Consider the following 16,739-nt stretch of genomic DNA (forward strand, 5'->3'; position numbering starts at 1 on the left):
CCGTCTCAGCGGTAGTCGAACGATTCGGCGAGCAGCTCCTCGTCCGTCTCGCCCACGGTGTAAACGGGGCCGTCGACCACGTCGACGGTGACCTTCGCGGGGGCGAAGACGCGCTCGTCTATCTCGTAGAAGTCCCAGCCCGCGTCCTCGAACACCTCGACGAAGGGGGTACCGTACTCCTCGCGTGCGGTCGAGACGATCTGGTCGAAGCGGTCGTCGTCGCGCGCCACCTGCAGGTGGACCTCGCCGCCGTACGCCAGGGCGTCGTTCGTCCGGCCCATCGCGAGGTTCTCGTCACGGGTCACGGGTGCCATCGGCGCGGAGCCGGAGGCGTGGAGCACGTCGGTCGGCTCGTAGCCGAGTTCCAGCAGGCGGAAGACGGCGAGTTCCGCGGCGCGGGCCGCGGTGGCGACCGAGCCGGCGGTCGAGCCGGTGGCGTACGCCGGGAGGAAGACGCCCTCGGGGTCGACCTCCGCGAGGTCGGCGACGTGTTCGGCGACCTCCTCGGTCGGAAGCGCGGTCGACTCCACCGCGAGGGTGGCGAACTCCGAGGAGTCGTAGTAGCCGACGCGCTCGAACTCCGCCTCCTGTCCGACGAGCGCGCGGGCGGGGCCGGAGCCGAGACCTTCGTAGCCCGAGTCGAAGTCGAGTTCCCAGCCGGCCTTCTGCGAGCAGAGCAGCGCGATTGCGGGGTGGTCCGTCGACAGTTCGACGTACTGGCGCGGTGCGCCCGCGACCTCGCCCATGCTGGTGCGGAGGTTCGCGAGACCGGCCGTCTGAATCTCGGCGAGCAGGAGTCCGGCCTCGACGCCGCCGGCGGCGTCGATCCCGAAGTCGACGACCGTGGTACCGTTCTCCAGTTCGTAGCCGACGACGTCGAGCTCCCCGGCGAAGTCGAGCGCCTCGTCGACGAGCTCGATGGCGGTCCGATTGATGCTTTCCATACGAGGTCTTTCTCCCTCTCGCGTTAAGGGGTTTGTTTGTTGGGCTCGCCTCGTACAAGGAGACCGTCCGGTGTGGTTGCCTCACGAGCGATGCCGTCGGACCTGGCGGTCAGTCGTCGCTTCCGGCCGCGACCGGGACTATTCGAAAGACGTAGTCGTCGTACGCGCTGTCGATGTTCGACGGCCCCTCCGCGACCGTGTGGTCCGTACAGAGGAGCGCGGTCGCCTCCACCGCGCCCTTCCCGGTCTCCTCTTGGTACCGCTCCGTGACCTCGAACGCGGCGGGTTCGGTACAGCCGCGTCGGTAGCACTCCACCGGCGTGTCGTCTGGCGGTTCCGCCTCGTCGCCGCGCTCGCGCGCCTCCGAGATGTCGCGCTCGATCCGTCGGCGCGCTTCCTTCCGTGCCTGCTTCTCCCGCCCAGATTTCGTGTCCGGCATACATGGCCTGTTGCGCTTTGCAGTGATAATACTGCGGTCGATCGTGACATTCGGCTCGCGGCGGTGTTTGTCGACCTCAGCCTACCAGAACCCGCCGTCCGAGCCGTCGGCGTCACCGACACCACTCGGTCCGCGTGGCCCCCGCGGCCCGCTCGGTCGCGGGTCTGGATCGATCTCGACCAGTTCGGTCTCGGCGCGGGGGTCGACCTCCCGGCCGTCCTCGTACCGGACGAACGAGAGGTAGAACGGCTCGCCACAGCCGGGGTCGTCTCGACCGCTCTCGCCGCCCTCGCCTCCTTCGTCGCCCTCGACGGTGTCGGCGCCTCGACCACTGACGTCCGTCCCGCGAACGCCGTCGAGCGGGTCCCACCTGACGCCGCCGCTCTCGCCGCAGACGAACCTGACGCCGTCGACGTCGTCTCGCTCCTCGAACGGCTCCGCGGGCGAGACGTACGACCACCCTTCGAGGGGGTACGGCGTCACCGCCTTGTCCGCGAGGTAGCCGTCGCGCTCGAGTTCGACGAGCGTCCCGCAGTGCGGGCAGTAGTAGGTGACCGGGTAGCTCATGGCTCGTCTACGGGCGCCGCTTTTATACGCCCGTTGCCGACACCACCGGCGTCGGATCAACATATTCACTACAACCCGTCACGAACCGGGTCGTATGAGCTCGGACGACGTCACCCGGCGCGCGTTCATGCGGACCGCGGGCGGCGCGACCGTTGCCGCCGGGGCGGCCACGGCGACAGCGGGGACCGCGGCGGCACAGGAGGAACAGCCGGTCTGGCCCAGCGGGGCCAGCAGCGGAAACGTCGGATCCTATCAGGACGCCCGCGGTCAAGGCGAGGTGACCGTCTCCGTCGGCGCTGGCGACAGCGGACTCGCGTTCGATCCGACCCTCCTGTGGGTCGATCCGGGAACGACCATCACGTTTGAATGGACGGGGAACGGCGGCGCGCACAACGTCCAGACCGTCGAGGGCGGCGGTCCGGCGAGCCTCGACAGCGGCGACCCGGTCGGCGAGGAGGGATACACCTACGAGTACGAGGTGACGGAAGAAGACGCCGGCATCACCCACTACCACTGCGTCCCCCACACCGCAGTCGGGATGCACGGCGGCCTCGCCGTCGGCGGTGACATCGAGACGGAGTCGACCGGCGGGGGCGGGAGCTCGAACGCTGTCTTCGTCCCGCAGGGCGCCCGCGCGCTCGGCGTTGCGACGTTCATCGCGATGGTGAGCACCCTCGGGCTGGCGTTCGTCTTCATGAAGTACGGCGGCACGATCACCAACGACGAGTAGTCGGGTCGGGTGTGGCCGCGCGGGAGCGCCGGCGACGTCGCCGTCGGCTCCCTTTGTAACTGGTCACCTCGATTTGCGGCCTTGATTCATCCGGTCGGCTCCGCTGTTCACTCGCCGATGAGCTCTCGATACGTGCGAGCGTACCGGTCCAACACCGGGCCGTGGTCGTACTCCGCGAAGTCGGGTTCGACGGTCCGACGCGCGAGGTCGCCGACCGCGACGAACTCGTCTGCGAGCTCGGCCGGGCTCGTGACGAGGCGGCCGCGCTCGCGTCCCTCGACGAGCTCGTGAGCACTGGAATCTGCCTGATACTCGACGAGCGCGACGCAGCCGCACGCGAGCGCCCACAGCAGCTCCGTCGCAAACGTGTCCCAGGTCGCCGTCGCGGCGACCACGTGAGTGCCCTTAAAAATCTCGACGCGCTCGCGGCGCGGGAGGTCGCCGAGGAACGACACGCGGTCGTCGATCCGGAGGTCGCTCGCCGTCGACTCGATCCGCTCGCGCTCGGGGCCGTCGCCGATGACCGCGGCGGTCCAGTCGCGCCCGCGGAGCTCCGCGAGCCCGAGCAGAAACGTCTCGACGTTGGCGTGGCGGTCCAAGCGTCGGGCGTACACCGCGTCGAACCGGTCGTCGACGGCGGCCGACTCGACGAGGTCGAAGTCGACGCTCTCGGGGACGACCCGGACGTCGTCGCCGTCGGCACCGTGTTCGCGGACCCGCGTCTTGGTCGTCCGCGAGGGAGTGGTAACCCTGTCGGCGCCTTTGGCGAGAAGCCGGTAGCGCCGAGCGGCGTCCGCGGGGTGGTCCCGCCACCAGTCGACGACGACCGGCGTCCGCGAGAGCGTCCCCGCAACCGTGGCGCCGAGCCCCGGCGTCGGCGGGCTGTTGACCGCGTGGACGACGTCCGGACCGACGCGGCGGAGCGCGGCGGGGAGTCGCGCCGCGAACGCCGTCGGCGACGGGTCCACCGTCACCGACCGGTACTCGATGTCGTCCTCTCCGAACGTGTCGAGGTCACCGCCCCACCAGCGCGCGCAGAGCCACACGACGTCGTGGCCGCGGTCGGCCAGCCCGCGGGCGATCCGTCGCGTTCGCGTCCGGGCCGGCGTCTTGCCGTGGCCCGGTGTGAGAAGCGAGACGAACGCGACGCGCATACGCCGACCGGACGGCGGGGCCGAATAAAAAGACACGGCATCGCGGCGGGGAGCGAGCGGAGAGGCACTCACTCGGCGCGGAGACGGCGCGCCAGCCGGCTCGCGGCCCGTTCCGCCACCCGAAACGGTTTCCGACCGCGGCCGGAATCGGACCCCATGCATCGCTACGACATCGAACGGTACCTCAACGTGCGGAACGCCGGCGGGGCGGACCTCAGTCCCGACGGGCGGCTCTCCTTCCTGCTGAACACCACCGGGACCGGCCAGGTGTGGTCGCTAGACGAACCGCTCGGCTGGCCGGAACAGCACACGTTCTTCGAGGAGTCGGTCTCCTTCGTCGACTCCTCGCCGGAGCGTGCCGAGGCCGTCTTCGGCATGGACGAGGGCGGAAACGAGCGCGCCCAGCTATACCGACTCAACTACGAGTCCGGCGAAATCGCCGACCTCACCGAGCGGCCGGACGCCAAGCATCGGTGGGGCGGTTGGGACGGCGAGGGCGACCGCTTCGCGTTCGCCTCGAATCGGCGGGACGAGTCGGTGTTCGACGTCTACGTCCAGGGCCGCGACGAGACGGGCAACGAGGCCGAACTGGTGTACGAGGGCGACGGGTGGCTCTCCGTCGCGGGCTGGTCGCCGAGCGACGACCGCCTGATCATCCACGAGGCGTACTCCTCGTTCGACCACGACGTGTACACGCTCGACGTGGCGACCGGCGATCTGACCCACCACACGCCACACGAGGGGAACGTCAGATACGGCAGCCCGGAGTGGGGGCCGAACGGGGAGTCGCTGTATCTCGTCACCGACCGCGAGAGCGACACGCTCCGGTTGGAGCGGGTGCACCTCGAGACGGGCGACTTCTCGCTCGTCGCCTCCGGTGAAGACGAGTCCGACGACGATTCGGACGACGACCCGGCGAAGCCGGGAGAGGACGACGGCTGGAACGTCGACGGCGTCGCGATTCACGAGGAGTCCCGACGGGTCGTCTACTCGCGCAACGTCGACGGCTACACCGACATCACGGTCGGTGAACTCGTCGAGCCGGACCGCATCGACCCCTTCCCGGCCCCGGACCTCCCCGAGGGCGTCGCCGGCGGCGTGAGCTTCGGCCCCGACGGGGACCGCTTCGCGATCACCGCGACCGGGAGCACCCACAACGCGAACGCCTACGTCGTCGAGGCGACGACCGGCGAAACCGAGCGCTGGACCGCCGCTTCGACCGCCGGAATCCCCCGGGACACGTTCGTCGAGCCCGAACTCGTCCACTACCCCACGTTCGACGGCCTGGAGATCCCCGCGTTCTTCTCCGTGCCGGAGACGGAGCCTCCCGAGGACGGGTATCCCGTCGTCGTGGACATCCACGGCGGGCCGGAGTCGCAGCGCCGCCCCTCGTTCGCCTCGGTCACGCAGTTCCTGCTGAACAACGGCTACGCCGTGTTCGAGCCGAACGTCCGCGGCTCTTCCGGCTACGGGAAGGCCTACTCCGCGCTCGACGACGTGGAGAACCGGATGGACTCGGTCGCCGACATCCGGGCCGGCGTCGAGTGGCTCCACGACCACCCCGAGGTCGACCCCGACCGAATCGTCGCCCTGGGCGGCTCCTACGGCGGGTTCATGGTGCTCGCGGCGATGACCGAGTACCCCGACCTGTGGGCGGCCGGCGTCGACATCGTCGGCATCGCGAACTTCGTCACCTTCCTCGAGAACACCGGCGAGTGGCGACGCGAACTCCGCGAGGCGGAGTACGGCACCCTGGCGGACGACCGGGAGTTCCTCGAGTCCATCTCGCCGATCAACAACATCGAGGCCATCGCCTCGCCGCTGTTCGTCCTCCACGGCGCGAACGACCCGCGAGTGCCCGTCGGCGAGGCCGAACAGATAGTCGAGAAGGCGCGCGAGCAGGGCGTCCCCGTCCGAAAGCTGATCTTCGACGACGAGGGCCACGGCTTCGCGAAACTGGACAACCGCATCGAGGCGTACCGCGGGATCGTCGACTTCCTCGCCGAACACGTCTGAGGCGGCGTCCCGCGCTGCGTCCCCGAGCGAGTCGCCGACCCGCAGCAAATTTATCCCAACTGACAGCAAGTAGAACTCATGAGCATCGATGCCATCGCCGAGTCCACGGCGGACCCGATGAGCGACGAGCAGATGGGCGAACTCCTCGAATCGGAAGGGGTGGGGACCCTCGGTCTTCCGGGCGAGACGCTGCCGTACCTCCTCCCCATCTCGTTCGGGTACGACGGGGACGCGACGCTCTACTTCGTCTTCCTCCTGTTCGGGTCGGAGAGCCGGAAGGAGACGCTCGCAAACGAGGCGAAACGGGGTCGCTTCCTAGTGTACCGCGCCCGGTCGCTGTACGACTGGCAGAGCGTCTCGATGACCGGTCGGATCGAGGCCGTGGAGGAGGGGGAGTGGGACGAACTCCGCAGCGCCATGGAGAACGCGTGGCACCCGAACATCTTCTCGGCCGCGCATCCGACGCGTGGCGTCGAGGGGTATCGGTTCGAAATCGAAGAGTGGACCGGCATCCAACAGCGGGACTTCCGCGAAGAGTAAGGGGTCTCCACGCGCTGGATCGGCCCTTTCGGGGCGTGCCTCCGCGTGCCGAGCGCTTACCAGTCCGGGCCGAAGTCGGGGTCCACCCGGCGGTCGGTCCGGTCGATGGCGTCGATCGCCTCGACGTCCTCGTCGTCCAGTTCGAGGCCGAGGCTCGCCCAGTTGTCGGCGATGTGGGCCTCGCTCGTCGCCTTCGGAATGGCGGTGACGCCCTTCTCGCGGAGCCACGCGAGGCTCACCTGTGCCGCGCTGACGTCGTGTTTCTCGGCGATATCAGTTATTTCGGGCACGTCGAACACGTGCCCGCGGGCGAGCGGCGAGTAGGCGACGAGTTCGACGTCGTTCGCGTCGGCGTACTCACGGAGTTCTTCCTGCTGGAGAAGCGGGTGCATCTCCACCTGGTTCGCGAACGGTGCCTCGCCGAGGGCGTCGGTCGCGGCGTCGATGTGTTCGGGCTCGAAGTTCGAGACGCCGATGCGGTCGACCAGCCCGTCGTCGCGGAGCTCGGCGAACGCGGGCAGTGTCTCCGCGGGGTCGTACGCGCCGGCCGGCCAGTGGACGTACAGCAGGTCGACGTACTCGGTGCCGAGCTTCTCGAGGCTCTCGCGGGTGGACGCGACCACGTCCTCGGGTGCCAGCTGGTTGATCCACACCTTCGTCGCGAGGAACACGTCGTCGCGGTCGACGTCCGCGGTGGCGATCCCGTCGCCGACGGCGGCCTCGTTGCCGTATATCTGTGCGGTGTCGACGTGGCGGTAGCCTGTCTCCAACGCGGTCGTCACCGACGCGGCACACTGCGCGGGGTCTTCGTTCTCCCACGTACCGAGCCCGAGCACGGGCATTCCGCTGTGAGTCGGAACGTCGAAGGACTGCTGTCGCTGTGACATGGCCGATCGTACTCGCGTAACGGGAAAGTCGCTTGCGGTCGCGGCGGAACGGGACGGCGAGCGCGGTGTCGTCTCCGAGCGCGGCGTCTCTGCCGAGCCTCGGGCGCTTCGGCGCTACTCGTCGTCCAGCAACGCTCGCGAGGAGTTCGTCACGACCAGCAGGCTGGACGCGCCCATCGCGACCGCGGCGAAGAGTGGATTCAAGAGCCCGGTCACCGCGAGCGGGATGGCCACCGCGTTGTAGCAGAACGCCCAGCCGATGTTCCCCTTCACCCGGCGGCCGGCCGCCCGCGACAGCTCGAAGACGGTCGCGACCGAGCCGAGGTCGTCGTCGACGATAGCCACGTCGGCCGCGTCGGCCGCCATCGCCGTGCCGCCGCCGAGCGCGACCCCGAGGTCCGCGGCGGCGAGCGCCGGCGCGTCGTTGGTCCCGTCGCCGACCATCACCGTGAGGCCGCTCGCTTTCAGCCGCGTGATCGTCTGGGCCTTCCCCTCGGGCGGGACGCCGGCGAACACGGAGGTGACCGCGTCGTGCTCGCGGAAGACCGTCGCCGCGCGCTCGTCGTCGCCCGTCAGGACGACCACGTCGACGCCGGACTCGTCCAGCGCGGTCACCGTCTCCTCCCACCCCTCGCGCAGTTCGTCCCCGACCACGACGACGCCCTCGGCGGCCCCGTCGCGACCCACGGCGACGGGGACGCGCCCCACGTCGCGCGCCTCGGCGACCGCGTCCCGAATCGCGTCGGGGACGGTCCAGCCGCGCTCGTCGAACAGGGTGGGGTGCCCCACGACAAGCTCGTGACCGTCGACGACGCCCGAGACCCCGCGGGCGTGACTCTCGAAGTCGGTGACAGCGAGCGCGTCGTCCGCGGCTCCCTCGGCCTTCAGGTCGGACTCCTCGGAAGCCGCCGATTCGGTCGTCCCGCCGTCAGCGACCGCGGTGGGGGCGGGCGATGAGCCGGCGTCGCCCCGGGGATCCCCCCCTGCCCGCGCGGCGGCGATGGCACGACCGACCGGGTGCGCCGAGCGCTCCTCCAGGGCGGCGGCGAGTCGGAGGAGATCGTCGTCGACGTCGGCCGAGACGACCTCCATCTCGCCGGTCGTGAGCGTCCCCGTCTTGTCGAATACGACCGTCTTCGCGTCGCGGACCCGCTCGAACACCGTGTCGTCGAAGATCACGATGGAGCGTTCGAGCGCGTCGCGGATCCCCGCGGCGACTGCCAGCGGGGTCGCGAGCCCGAGCGCGCACGGACAGGAGACGATGAGCACCGTCAGCCCGACGAGCATCGCCTCCGTCACGCCGTTCCCGAGCGCGAGGTTGGCCGCGGCGGCGACGACGGCGAGCGCAAGGACGACCGGCACGAAGACGGTGGCGAGCCGGTCGGCGAGCTTCTGGACCCCGTGATTGCCGCTCTGGAGGTCCCAGACGAGCTCCGCCACGCGATCGAGGCTGGAGGTCGCGTCCGGCCCCACCGCGACCGTGAGCGACCCGTCCGCGACCACTGAGCCGCCGACCACGCCGTCGCCGGGCGTCTTCCTGACGGGCATCGACTCACCCGTGATGACCGACTCGTCGACCGCCGCGTCGCCCGCGACCGCCTCGCCGTCAACCGGGATGCGCTCGCCGGCCCGCACGAGCAGCAGATCGCCCGGTTCGAGCGCGTCGAGGGCGACCTCCTCCGTCTCGCCGGTCGCGGTCGGCTCCGGACCCGCCTTGGTCCCGCCGACGCTGGCCGCTCCGCCGTCGACGATCCGTCGGGCGCTGTCGACCTGCACCGCCGTGAGATCGGAGAGCAGCTCGGTCGCCCGCTTCTTGATCGAGTCCTCGTAGCTGTTGCCGACGGTGACGATCACGATGATCGCGATGGTCACGTCGTAGTAGATGGAGGGCGACTCGACGAAGATCACCGCCAGCGTGCTGTAGACGTAGGCGCTCACGGCCGCGATGGCGACGAGGAGGTCCATGTTCGGCGACCGCGTCTTCACGCTGACGTACGCTCCCCGCAGTATCGGCTTGCCGGTGAACAGCAGGACGATGGTCGTCAGGACCGCGATCACGATGAAGAAGTACGTCCCCGACGTCGACGACATCGCCTGGTTGAGGTACTCCAGCGTGCGCTCGTTGTAGAACGGGAACGCGAAGTACGTGGGGTAGATAATGACGATGTACTGCAGCATGACGGCCATCCCGACGAGCACGCCGGCCGCGACCCGCGCCGTCGCCATGTTGTCCGCCTGCCGCCGCGCGAAGGCGTCGTCGCGCGGGTACGCGCTGTACCCGAGCCCGCTGACCGCCTCCGAGAGGTCGTCGGTCGAGACCGAATCGGGGTCGTGGTCGATCCGGACGGTGTCCGTGACGTAACTGGCGCTCGCGGCGCTGACGCCCTCGGTCCGAGTCGCCACCGTCTCGATGAACGCCTCGCAGGTCGCGCAGTGCATCCCATCCACCTCGAGGAACGTCGCCTCGTGGCCCGCGGGAACCTCGTTTTGGGACTCGTCGCCCTCTCCGCCGTCGCCGCCGGCGTGACGCCGCTCTCGCACCGCTTCGGCGTCGACGTCGACGTCGCCGAGTGCCGCGTACACGTCCCGACAGCCGGGACAGCAGAACTCGTTGCCCGCGTCGTCGACCACGTCGACGCCGTCGGTCGAGAGCTCACAGAGGGTGCAGCCGGGGTCGCTCATTCTCACATCCCTCCCATCATGCCGGCGTCGAGCGGGTTCCAGAACGGGAGCCGCGGGTGCGGCACGTGGATCCCGATCGACATCAGCCCGTGCGCGAACAGCACGTAGCCGAGCGCCACGAAGACCACGCCGAGCAGCCGGTGGACCCGGCGCCGGTGAACGGCGTCGACGCTCTCTATTACGGTTCCGTAGAGGAACACCGCGGGCATCGTGCCGACGCCGAGCGCCGCGAGCGCGACCGCCCCGCTGACGGCCGAGCCGCTGGCGAACGCGTAGAGGTACGCCGGGTAGAGGATCGGGCAAGGGAGGAGTCCGTGGACCGCGCCGAGCCCCACGATACCGGGACCGTTCGCGAGCCGGTCGACGTGGCCGGTGAGCCAGCCGGTGACCCGTTCGAGTCCCGGGAGGTGGACGCCGCCGGTCGCGCCGCCGAGCGCGTATCGGACCCCAACGAGGATCACGGCCGCGCCCACGCCGAGGCCGACGACGCCGCGGACGAGCGTTGCGGCACCGGTCAGCGTCGCCGTCGTGACGAGGACGACCCCGCCGAGCGCGCCGAGCGCCGCGCCGATGACCGTGTAGCTGGTCGCTCGTCCGAGGTTGAACAGCGCGTGCTGGCGAACCTCGTACGTCGTGAGGTGACTCCCGCGCCGATCGGCGGTCGCGCCGGCGGTCGTGCCCCCGCCGTCGGTCCGGCCGTCCCCGTCGCGCATCCGGGAGGCGTACACCGTGACCAGCGGCCCGCACATGCCGATACAGTGGGCGCCGCCGAGCAGCCCGATGGCGAGGAACAGCAGGACGTCAGTTCCCAGCAGCGTCGAGACGTTCATGCGTGTCCGTTACCCCGAGTTGGCATCCCGGGCGGTAATGGGTTTCGTCGAGGGCGGCGTCGCGGCTGGAGTCGGCGTCGTCCCACGTCACTCCTCCACGAAGACGGTCGCGTACATCCCGCCCGTCTCGTGCGGGATGCAGACGTAGTCGTAGCGCCCGGCGACTTCGAAGGTGTGCGAGAACCGGTCTCCGGTCTCGAGGCCGCCGCCGAAGTCGGACTGCCAGGCCTCGCGGGCGGTCTCCTCGTCCTCGTAGCCGCCGGAGGCGAAGTAGTCGGCGGCGTCCGGAATCGCGCCCTCGTAGGCGGTCACCGTGTGTCTCCGCGAACTCGTGTTCTCCCAGACGACGGTGTCGCCGACGGACACAGTCAGTTCCGCGGGTCGGTACCCGGACGCGACCATCCCGACGTCGTAGCCGGGGTCCCCACCGACGCCGGCGCACCCGGCGAGAGACGCGGTCGCCCCGGTGCTCACTCCGGCCGCGCCGATCCGCCGGAGGAACCGTCTGCGGTGCATACCCGAATTCGGGGTTTCAGTCGTTTTAATATCGCGGTTCACCCCACCGCGTGAGAATCGGTTCCCCCTCCTCGCCGGCGACTCGAATCGACCTCGCGTCACGGGTCGTCGACCGCGTCGAACACCTGCCGCTGGGCCGCCACGAGTGCTCGACGAAACACGAGAGAACGCTACTGTACCGTCTCGTCGATGGCCGTGACGAACTCCTCGGCGCGTTGTGTTCCGACGAGAACTGCACGGCCGTTCGTCCGTTCGATCCAGACGCCTTGATTGCCACTGACGTTGTATGCGATTTTCCCGGGTGCCCATCGAATTCCCCAGCCGCCGAACTCACGAAGTGGCCGGTACCGTTTGGCCTCGTATCGTTCGATATCAGACCACAACACTCGACGGAACGACCAGTGGAGGGGCCACATTTTGACGTAGATGCCGTCGGTCCTCACTTCCGTCCGCAATCGAAGACTGTAGACGAATCCAGCGACCGCACCGACGACGACGAGTCCGCCCCACGAGATGGGCCCTAACACAAGCATGAGAAGCGTGATGCCACCGAGAAGTACCCAGATCCACGGCTGGCGAAACCGCTGTACTTCACGAAATACTGGGTCCGTCTCCATGAGTGAGTCGGTGGTCATTACGTCTGCTCGGATATGAGTTCTCCGGGCATCGAGAGACACTCGTCTCAGAGACCACCTGTCTTCCGCACGCAGTGCGTGTTCGGATCATTCGGATCAACGGAACTCAACGGAGCCGATGGCTTCGTTTCCGGAGTCACTCTCGAGCGCGATAGTTGCCGACACTGATGACTCTCTCTCCCATCCACACGAGCGGAAAACGAGCACGTGAGAGTCCCTCCCGGTGACACGAGTCGAATCGTGAGCGTCACGAAGAGCGGTCGGTTCGACCACGAACGCTCGCTTGATACGAGACTGGCCCATCACACGAAGTGATGAGCAACGCAGACCATCTCGAACAGTTCGCGGTCTCGGCTACAAGCGAGAGCGAGACGAAGACGGTTGTCGAGGCACGGGAGTTCGAATTCATCGTCGATGAGCCTCCGGCACTGGGCGGCTCGAACAGTGGTCCCAACCCCGTCGAGTACCTCATCGGCGCCTGGGCCGGCTGTCTCAATGTCGTCGTGCATACCGTTAGCGAAGAGCGTCAGATCGACCTCGACAGCGTCGACATCGAGATTCAAGGCGACCTCGATCCACGAAAGTTCCTCGGCGCCGCCGAAGACGTCCGAGCAGGTTACCAAGAAATCCAGGTGCAAATCGACGTTGAGTCGGATGCCGACGAGGAAACCTTAGAGGCGCTGAGAGCGGAGGTCGAGGAGCGGTGTCCTGTCGGGGACAACATTGGCAACCCGACGTCGACGAAGGTAGCCCTCGAATCAATCGAATAAGCCACTTGGCTCTGTCGACAGTCCTCGATACCGACCGTATTGGCGTGCTACATACAGAAGGCGGATATTCCGGGCACTGTGCTGACTCCGACGATCAGCTATGGAGGGTCGCGTATCCGGAACTCAGTTCGGGCGCTGCGGAATCTTGGGGATGAGCCAGGCGAGGAAGGCCCCCTGGCTTCGCGACTGGAGCCAGACGGTCCCTTCGCCGCTAAAGTGACAGACGAGTCCCTCGCCGCTGGTGAGAGTCGATTTGAGTCCACCGACGCGCTTGACAGTGAAATCGAGGCTGTCCTCGAAGGCGACGATGTGGCCCGTATCGATGACGAAGTCGTCGCGCTCGCTCAGATCCACGGCCTGGATGGCACCGTAACTCGAGATGAACAGCGGACCGCTCCCCTCCGCTTTCAGGAGGATCAGCCCCTCGCCGCCGAGGAACGACTTCGCACCGCCGAAATCCGAATCGATATCCAGGCTCGGATCACCGGCGATGTAGGAGCTAGACTGAACGTAGAGGGTCTCGTTGTCCAGTTCTCTGTGAACGATGTCGCCCGGGAGTACCGACGCGAACTGGATCTCGCCGGGGGCTCTCGCGTGGAAGGTGTTCTGGAAGAAACTCTCCCCACCGAGCGAGCGCGTGATGGATTTGAGGAATCCACCGGTGGCGTTCGTTTCCATGTCGATGCTGGTGTCGTGGCTGACCATCGCACCGGACTCCGCGCGGATGCTCTCTCCTTGGTCGAGTGTGACGGTCAAGAGTGAGAAGGACGGGTCGAAGGAGATTTCATGCTCCATATCACCTCGTTCGTGTCACTGATATTTAATTTATATTCGTACTTACGGTGAATGCTGAACTGAGAGACCCGTCTGCTGGGGGACTCGTGTGCCGAACGATTCAGCGAACGCTGGCCACGGTTCGAACCCGCTTTTTCGCGTTTCTCCGCCCGCTCGGTCGGCCGCCGGTCCGGCCGAGAGCAAAGCGCTAAACCCGCGGCCGCGGTGGAACGGGACATGAAGCAGGCCATCGTCGCCCGAACGGACATCGGCATGGGCGAAGGGAAACTCGCCGCGCAGGTCGCGCACGCGTCGCTGTCGGCGTACCAGGACGCCGGGCGGCGCGCCCGGAAGAAGTGGCAGGGCGAGGGACAGAAGAAGATCGTTTTAAAAGGAACGTCCGAGAGCCAGCTGTTCGAACTGGCCGACAAGGCCGAAAGGGAGGGGCTCCCGTACGCCATCGTTCGGGACGCGGGCCACACCCAGTTGGAGCCGGGGACCGTCACCGCGCTTGCGGTCGGGCCCGGCCGGGACGAGACCGTCGACCGTGTGACCGGCGACCTCTCACTCCTTTAAATGACCTCCGAACACGCCCTCCGCGAGGCGCACCCCACGGAGCGCGCGGTCGGCATCGAGTACTACGTCAGCGACGCCGACGGGATCGGCGGTCACCTCCGCGCGTCTCCCGACGACTTCCGCGTCCGCGAGTTGGAGGCGTTCGACGCGGAGCCGCTCGGGGCCGACCCGGGGAGCTACCCGGAGCTTGTCGTCCGCGTCACGCTGCGCGATTGGGACACAAACGACTTCGTGCGACGGATCTCCGACGCGCTACAGATCAGCCGTGAGCGCGTCTCGTGGGCCGGCACGAAGGACAAACGCGCCGTCACGACGCAGTTGTTCACGCTCCGCGAGATCGACCCTGAGGACCTCCCCACGATCCGCGGCGCCGAGATCGAACCGCTCGGGCGGGCGGGGCGGCGACTCTCGTTCGGCGACCTCGCCGGCAACGCCTTCGAGATCCGCGTCGCCGACGTGGTCGAGGAGGCCCCCGAGCGGGTCGCTGAGACGGTCCGCGATCTCCGGGCGTTCGCGGGCGGTGACGACGACGCCACCGACGCCACCGACGCCACCGACGCCACCGACGCTGACGAGGCTCCCATCGAGGCGACCGTCGGGGTTCCGAACTACTTCGGTCAGCAGCGCTTCGGCAGCCGGCGGCCCGTCACCCACGTCGTCGGGCTCGCAATCGCCCGGAACGACCCGCGCGAGGCGGTCCGGCTGTACGCGGGCAACCCCGCCGAGACGGAGCCGGACGACACTCGGGCCGCGCGCGACCGCGTCGACGCGGCGTTCGGAGTGAACACCGAGGGCGCTGACGGGGCGGACGTCGACGAACCCGAGCGCTCTGCCGCCGACGGCACCGGCGACGGCGATTGGGTCGACTGCCTGGACGCGATTCCCGGGAAGCTCAGGTTCGAGCGCTCGATGGTCCACCGACTCGCCGACCGCGACACCGACCCGGACGCTTCGGTCGACGACGAGGACTGGTGGCACGCGCTGGAGGCGGTGCCGTCCAACCTCCAGCGGCTGTTCGTCAACGCCGCGCAGTCGTTCCTCTTCAACCGGATCCTGAGCGAGCGACTCCGCCGGGGGCTCCCCTTCGACGCCCCCGTCGCCGGCGACGTTGTCTGTTTCGCCGACGGCGACGCTCCCGAAGAGCTGTACGCGCCGGACACGGACCGGCTCCAGTGGGTCGACGCCGACCGCGTCTCGGTCGTCTCGCGGCACTGCGAGCGCGGGCGGGCGTTCGTCACCGCCCCGCTCGTCGGCACCGAGACCGAACTCGGCGACGGCGAACCCGGCGAAATCGAGCGCGAAGTCCTCGCCGACGCCGGGATAGAGCCGGCCGACTTCGCGCTCCCCCGCGATTTCGACTCCGCGGGGACTCGGCGGGCGATTCTCCTGCGCACCGACCTCGACGCGTCGTTTGCGGACGGCGACCCCCGGTTATCGTTCGCGCTCCCGAGCGGGTCGTACGCGACCGTCCTGCTCCGGGAGTTCACGAAAAGCGGTCCGCTCGACCTGTGAGTGAAGCGTGACGCCCGCTTCGCGACCCGTCGACCACCGTTCGATCCACGTTTATGGTATAAATCGGTTGTTTGAACGGGTAGATCACCACGATACTGCGTTTCGTTCCGAGCCGTTTTTGTGCGGGAGCCGTCAATCGGGGCCATGACCCGGATCGTCGTCATCGACCTCCACGGCCAGTTCACGCACCTCGAGCGGCGGGCGCTCCGCGACATCGGCGTCGACACCGAAATCGTCTCCGCGGACACGCCGGCCGACGAGGTCGAGGCCGACGGCATCGTCCTCTCCGGCGGTCCCGACATGGACCGTGTCGGCAACGCCCCCGACTACCTCGAACTCGACATTCCCGTGCTCGGTATCTGCCTCGGCATGCAACTGATCGCGACCGAACTCGGCGGTGAGGTCGGCGGAGGCGACTACGGCGGGTACGCCGACGTGGACGTGGATATCGTCGACGACGAGGACCCACTCGTCGGGTCGCTCGCGCCCAAGACCCGCGTCTGGGCCTCTCACGCCGACGAAGTGACGGCGCTTCCGCCGGGGTTCACCCGATCTGCGACCTCCGACGTCTGTGACATCGAGGCGATGTCGAACCCCGACGCGGGGCTGTACGGCGTCCAGTGGCACCCGGAGGTCGCCCACACCGAGCGCGGTCAAGAGGTCTTCGAGAACTTCCTCGCAATCTGCGAGTCGGCGTAGCGCCCGTCTCGCGCTCCCGACCGCCGCTCACTCTTCTATCCGCGCTGTCAACACCGGTACCTCGCTGTGTCTCACGACCCGCTCGGCGACCGATCCGGCCGCGAGGAACCGACCGACGCCGGTCCGGCCGTGGGTCCCCATCACGACGAGGTCGGCGTCGTACTCCGCCACCGCGTCGATGATCTCTTCGTGCGGGCGACCGCGCCGTAAGTGCTTCTCGACGGGGAGCCCGCGCTCCGCGGCCGTGTCGGCGACGGCGTCGAGCGCGCGTTCGCCGCGCTCCTCCTCGCCTTCCACGACCATGTCCCACGCGTCGGCGCCCGCGATGGTTTCGTCGACGACGAACAGCGCGTGAAGCCGCGCGTCCGCGAGTTCGCCGATGTAACACGCGTGTTCGACCGCGGTGTCGCTTCCGGGGCTTCCGTCTATCGGGCAGAGAATCTCATCGTACATCACGAGGGCGTCTCG

Annotated in this window: 18 protein-coding genes; 7 read left to right on the forward strand and 11 right to left on the reverse strand. The window is 68.3% G+C overall.

Going from position 1 to position 16,739, the window contains the following annotated elements; translation table 11 throughout:
• Positions 1–5: 5 nt before the first annotated feature.
• The 3 genes from mch to ACNS84_RS01275 form a co-directional block, all read right to left on the reverse strand.
• Positions 6–944 (reverse strand): methenyltetrahydromethanopterin cyclohydrolase, encoded by a 939-nt coding sequence (gene mch / locus ACNS84_RS01265; protein WP_435073040.1) that lies wholly within the window; start codon positions 942–944, stop codon positions 6–8.
• A gap of 109 nt (positions 945–1,053) precedes the next feature.
• The gene (locus tag ACNS84_RS01270) at positions 1,054–1,383 is read right to left on the reverse strand and encodes a hypothetical protein (RefSeq protein ID WP_435073041.1); all 330 of its coding nucleotides are present in this window, start codon (positions 1,381–1,383) and stop codon (positions 1,054–1,056) included.
• Positions 1,384–1,464: 81 nt separating this feature from the next.
• A complete protein-coding gene (locus ACNS84_RS01275) occupies positions 1,465–1,950 on the reverse strand; it encodes a DUF7969 family protein (RefSeq protein WP_435073042.1) in 486 nt (161 codons plus the stop codon).
• Positions 1,951–2,044: 94 nt separating this feature from the next.
• On the opposite strand from ACNS84_RS01275, the gene ACNS84_RS01280 reads away from it, so the two are divergent.
• A complete protein-coding gene (locus ACNS84_RS01280; protein ID WP_435073043.1) occupies positions 2,045–2,680 on the forward strand; it encodes a halocyanin domain-containing protein in 636 nt (211 codons plus the stop codon).
• A gap of 107 nt (positions 2,681–2,787) precedes the next feature.
• Here the strand turns inward: ACNS84_RS01280 and ACNS84_RS01285 are convergent, their stop codons facing one another.
• On the reverse strand, positions 2,788–3,834 hold the full coding sequence (locus tag ACNS84_RS01285) for a glycosyltransferase (RefSeq protein WP_435073044.1): 1,047 nt from the start codon (positions 3,832–3,834) through the stop codon (positions 2,788–2,790).
• Between the two features lie 156 nt (positions 3,835–3,990).
• Here ACNS84_RS01285 and ACNS84_RS01290 point away from each other — a divergent pair, with 156 nt between their 5' ends.
• Together ACNS84_RS01290 and ACNS84_RS01295 are read left to right on the forward strand one after the other, a co-directional pair.
• Entirely contained in the window at positions 3,991–5,850 is a 1,860-nt protein-coding gene (locus ACNS84_RS01290; protein ID WP_435073045.1) for a S9 family peptidase, read from the forward strand.
• Positions 5,851–5,928: 78 nt separating this feature from the next.
• On the forward strand, positions 5,929–6,390 hold the full coding sequence (locus ACNS84_RS01295; protein WP_435073046.1) for a pyridoxamine 5'-phosphate oxidase family protein: 462 nt from the start codon (positions 5,929–5,931) through the stop codon (positions 6,388–6,390).
• 56 nt (positions 6,391–6,446) lie between these two features.
• On the opposite strand, the gene ACNS84_RS01300 is transcribed toward ACNS84_RS01295, so the two are convergent.
• The 5 genes from ACNS84_RS01300 to ACNS84_RS01320 form a co-directional block, all read right to left on the reverse strand.
• Positions 6,447–7,232, reverse strand: a complete 786-nt coding sequence (locus ACNS84_RS01300) for an aldo/keto reductase (protein ID WP_435073773.1) — start codon at positions 7,230–7,232, stop codon at positions 6,447–6,449.
• A gap of 159 nt (positions 7,233–7,391) precedes the next feature.
• On the reverse strand, positions 7,392–9,959 hold the full coding sequence (locus tag ACNS84_RS01305; RefSeq protein WP_435073047.1) for a heavy metal translocating P-type ATPase: 2,568 nt from the start codon (positions 9,957–9,959) through the stop codon (positions 7,392–7,394).
• A 2-nt stretch (positions 9,960–9,961) separates the two neighbouring features.
• Positions 9,962–10,789, reverse strand: a complete 828-nt coding sequence (locus tag ACNS84_RS01310) for a sulfite exporter TauE/SafE family protein (RefSeq protein ID WP_435073048.1) — start codon at positions 10,787–10,789, stop codon at positions 9,962–9,964.
• An 87-nt stretch (positions 10,790–10,876) separates the two neighbouring features.
• A complete protein-coding gene (locus ACNS84_RS01315; RefSeq protein WP_435073049.1) occupies positions 10,877–11,305 on the reverse strand; it encodes a cupredoxin domain-containing protein in 429 nt (142 codons plus the stop codon).
• A gap of 170 nt (positions 11,306–11,475) precedes the next feature.
• Entirely contained in the window at positions 11,476–11,940 is a 465-nt protein-coding gene (locus ACNS84_RS01320; RefSeq protein WP_435073050.1) for a DUF6141 family protein, read from the reverse strand.
• Positions 11,941–12,254: 314 nt separating this feature from the next.
• Here ACNS84_RS01320 and ACNS84_RS01325 point away from each other — a divergent pair, with 314 nt between their 5' ends.
• Positions 12,255–12,710 carry an OsmC family protein gene (locus ACNS84_RS01325; RefSeq protein WP_435073051.1) on the forward strand — a complete coding sequence of 152 codons (456 nt, stop codon included), beginning with the start codon at positions 12,255–12,257 and terminating at the stop codon, positions 12,708–12,710.
• A 123-nt stretch (positions 12,711–12,833) separates the two neighbouring features.
• Here the strand turns inward: ACNS84_RS01325 and ACNS84_RS01330 are convergent, their stop codons facing one another.
• Complete coding sequence (locus ACNS84_RS01330; protein ID WP_435073052.1) at positions 12,834–13,505, reverse strand: TIGR00266 family protein; 672 nt, start codon at positions 13,503–13,505, stop codon at positions 12,834–12,836.
• A 216-nt stretch (positions 13,506–13,721) separates the two neighbouring features.
• Between ACNS84_RS01330 and pth2 the strand changes: the two genes are divergently transcribed.
• The 3 genes from pth2 (at position 13,722) to ACNS84_RS01345 (ending at position 16,271) form a co-directional block, all read left to right on the forward strand.
• A complete protein-coding gene (gene pth2 / locus ACNS84_RS01335; RefSeq protein WP_435073053.1) occupies positions 13,722–14,060 on the forward strand; it encodes a peptidyl-tRNA hydrolase Pth2 in 339 nt (112 codons plus the stop codon).
• Positions 14,061–15,572: a tRNA pseudouridine(13) synthase TruD gene (gene truD / locus ACNS84_RS01340; RefSeq protein ID WP_435073054.1), complete on the forward strand. Its 1,512-nt coding sequence runs from the start codon at positions 14,061–14,063 to the stop codon at positions 15,570–15,572.
• Positions 15,573–15,716: 144 nt separating this feature from the next.
• Entirely contained in the window at positions 15,717–16,271 is a 555-nt protein-coding gene (locus ACNS84_RS01345) for a GMP synthase subunit A (RefSeq protein ID WP_435073055.1), read from the forward strand.
• 27 nt (positions 16,272–16,298) lie between these two features.
• Here ACNS84_RS01345 and ACNS84_RS01350 read toward each other — a convergent pair whose 3' ends face one another.
• Positions 16,299–16,724, reverse strand: a complete 426-nt coding sequence (locus tag ACNS84_RS01350; protein ID WP_435073056.1) for a universal stress protein — start codon at positions 16,722–16,724, stop codon at positions 16,299–16,301.
• Between the last annotated feature and the right edge of the window lie 15 nt (positions 16,725–16,739).

This window comes from Halorubrum wangae (assembly GCF_051194135.1).
Taxonomy (GTDB): domain Archaea; phylum Halobacteriota; class Halobacteria; order Halobacteriales; family Haloferacaceae; genus Halorubrum.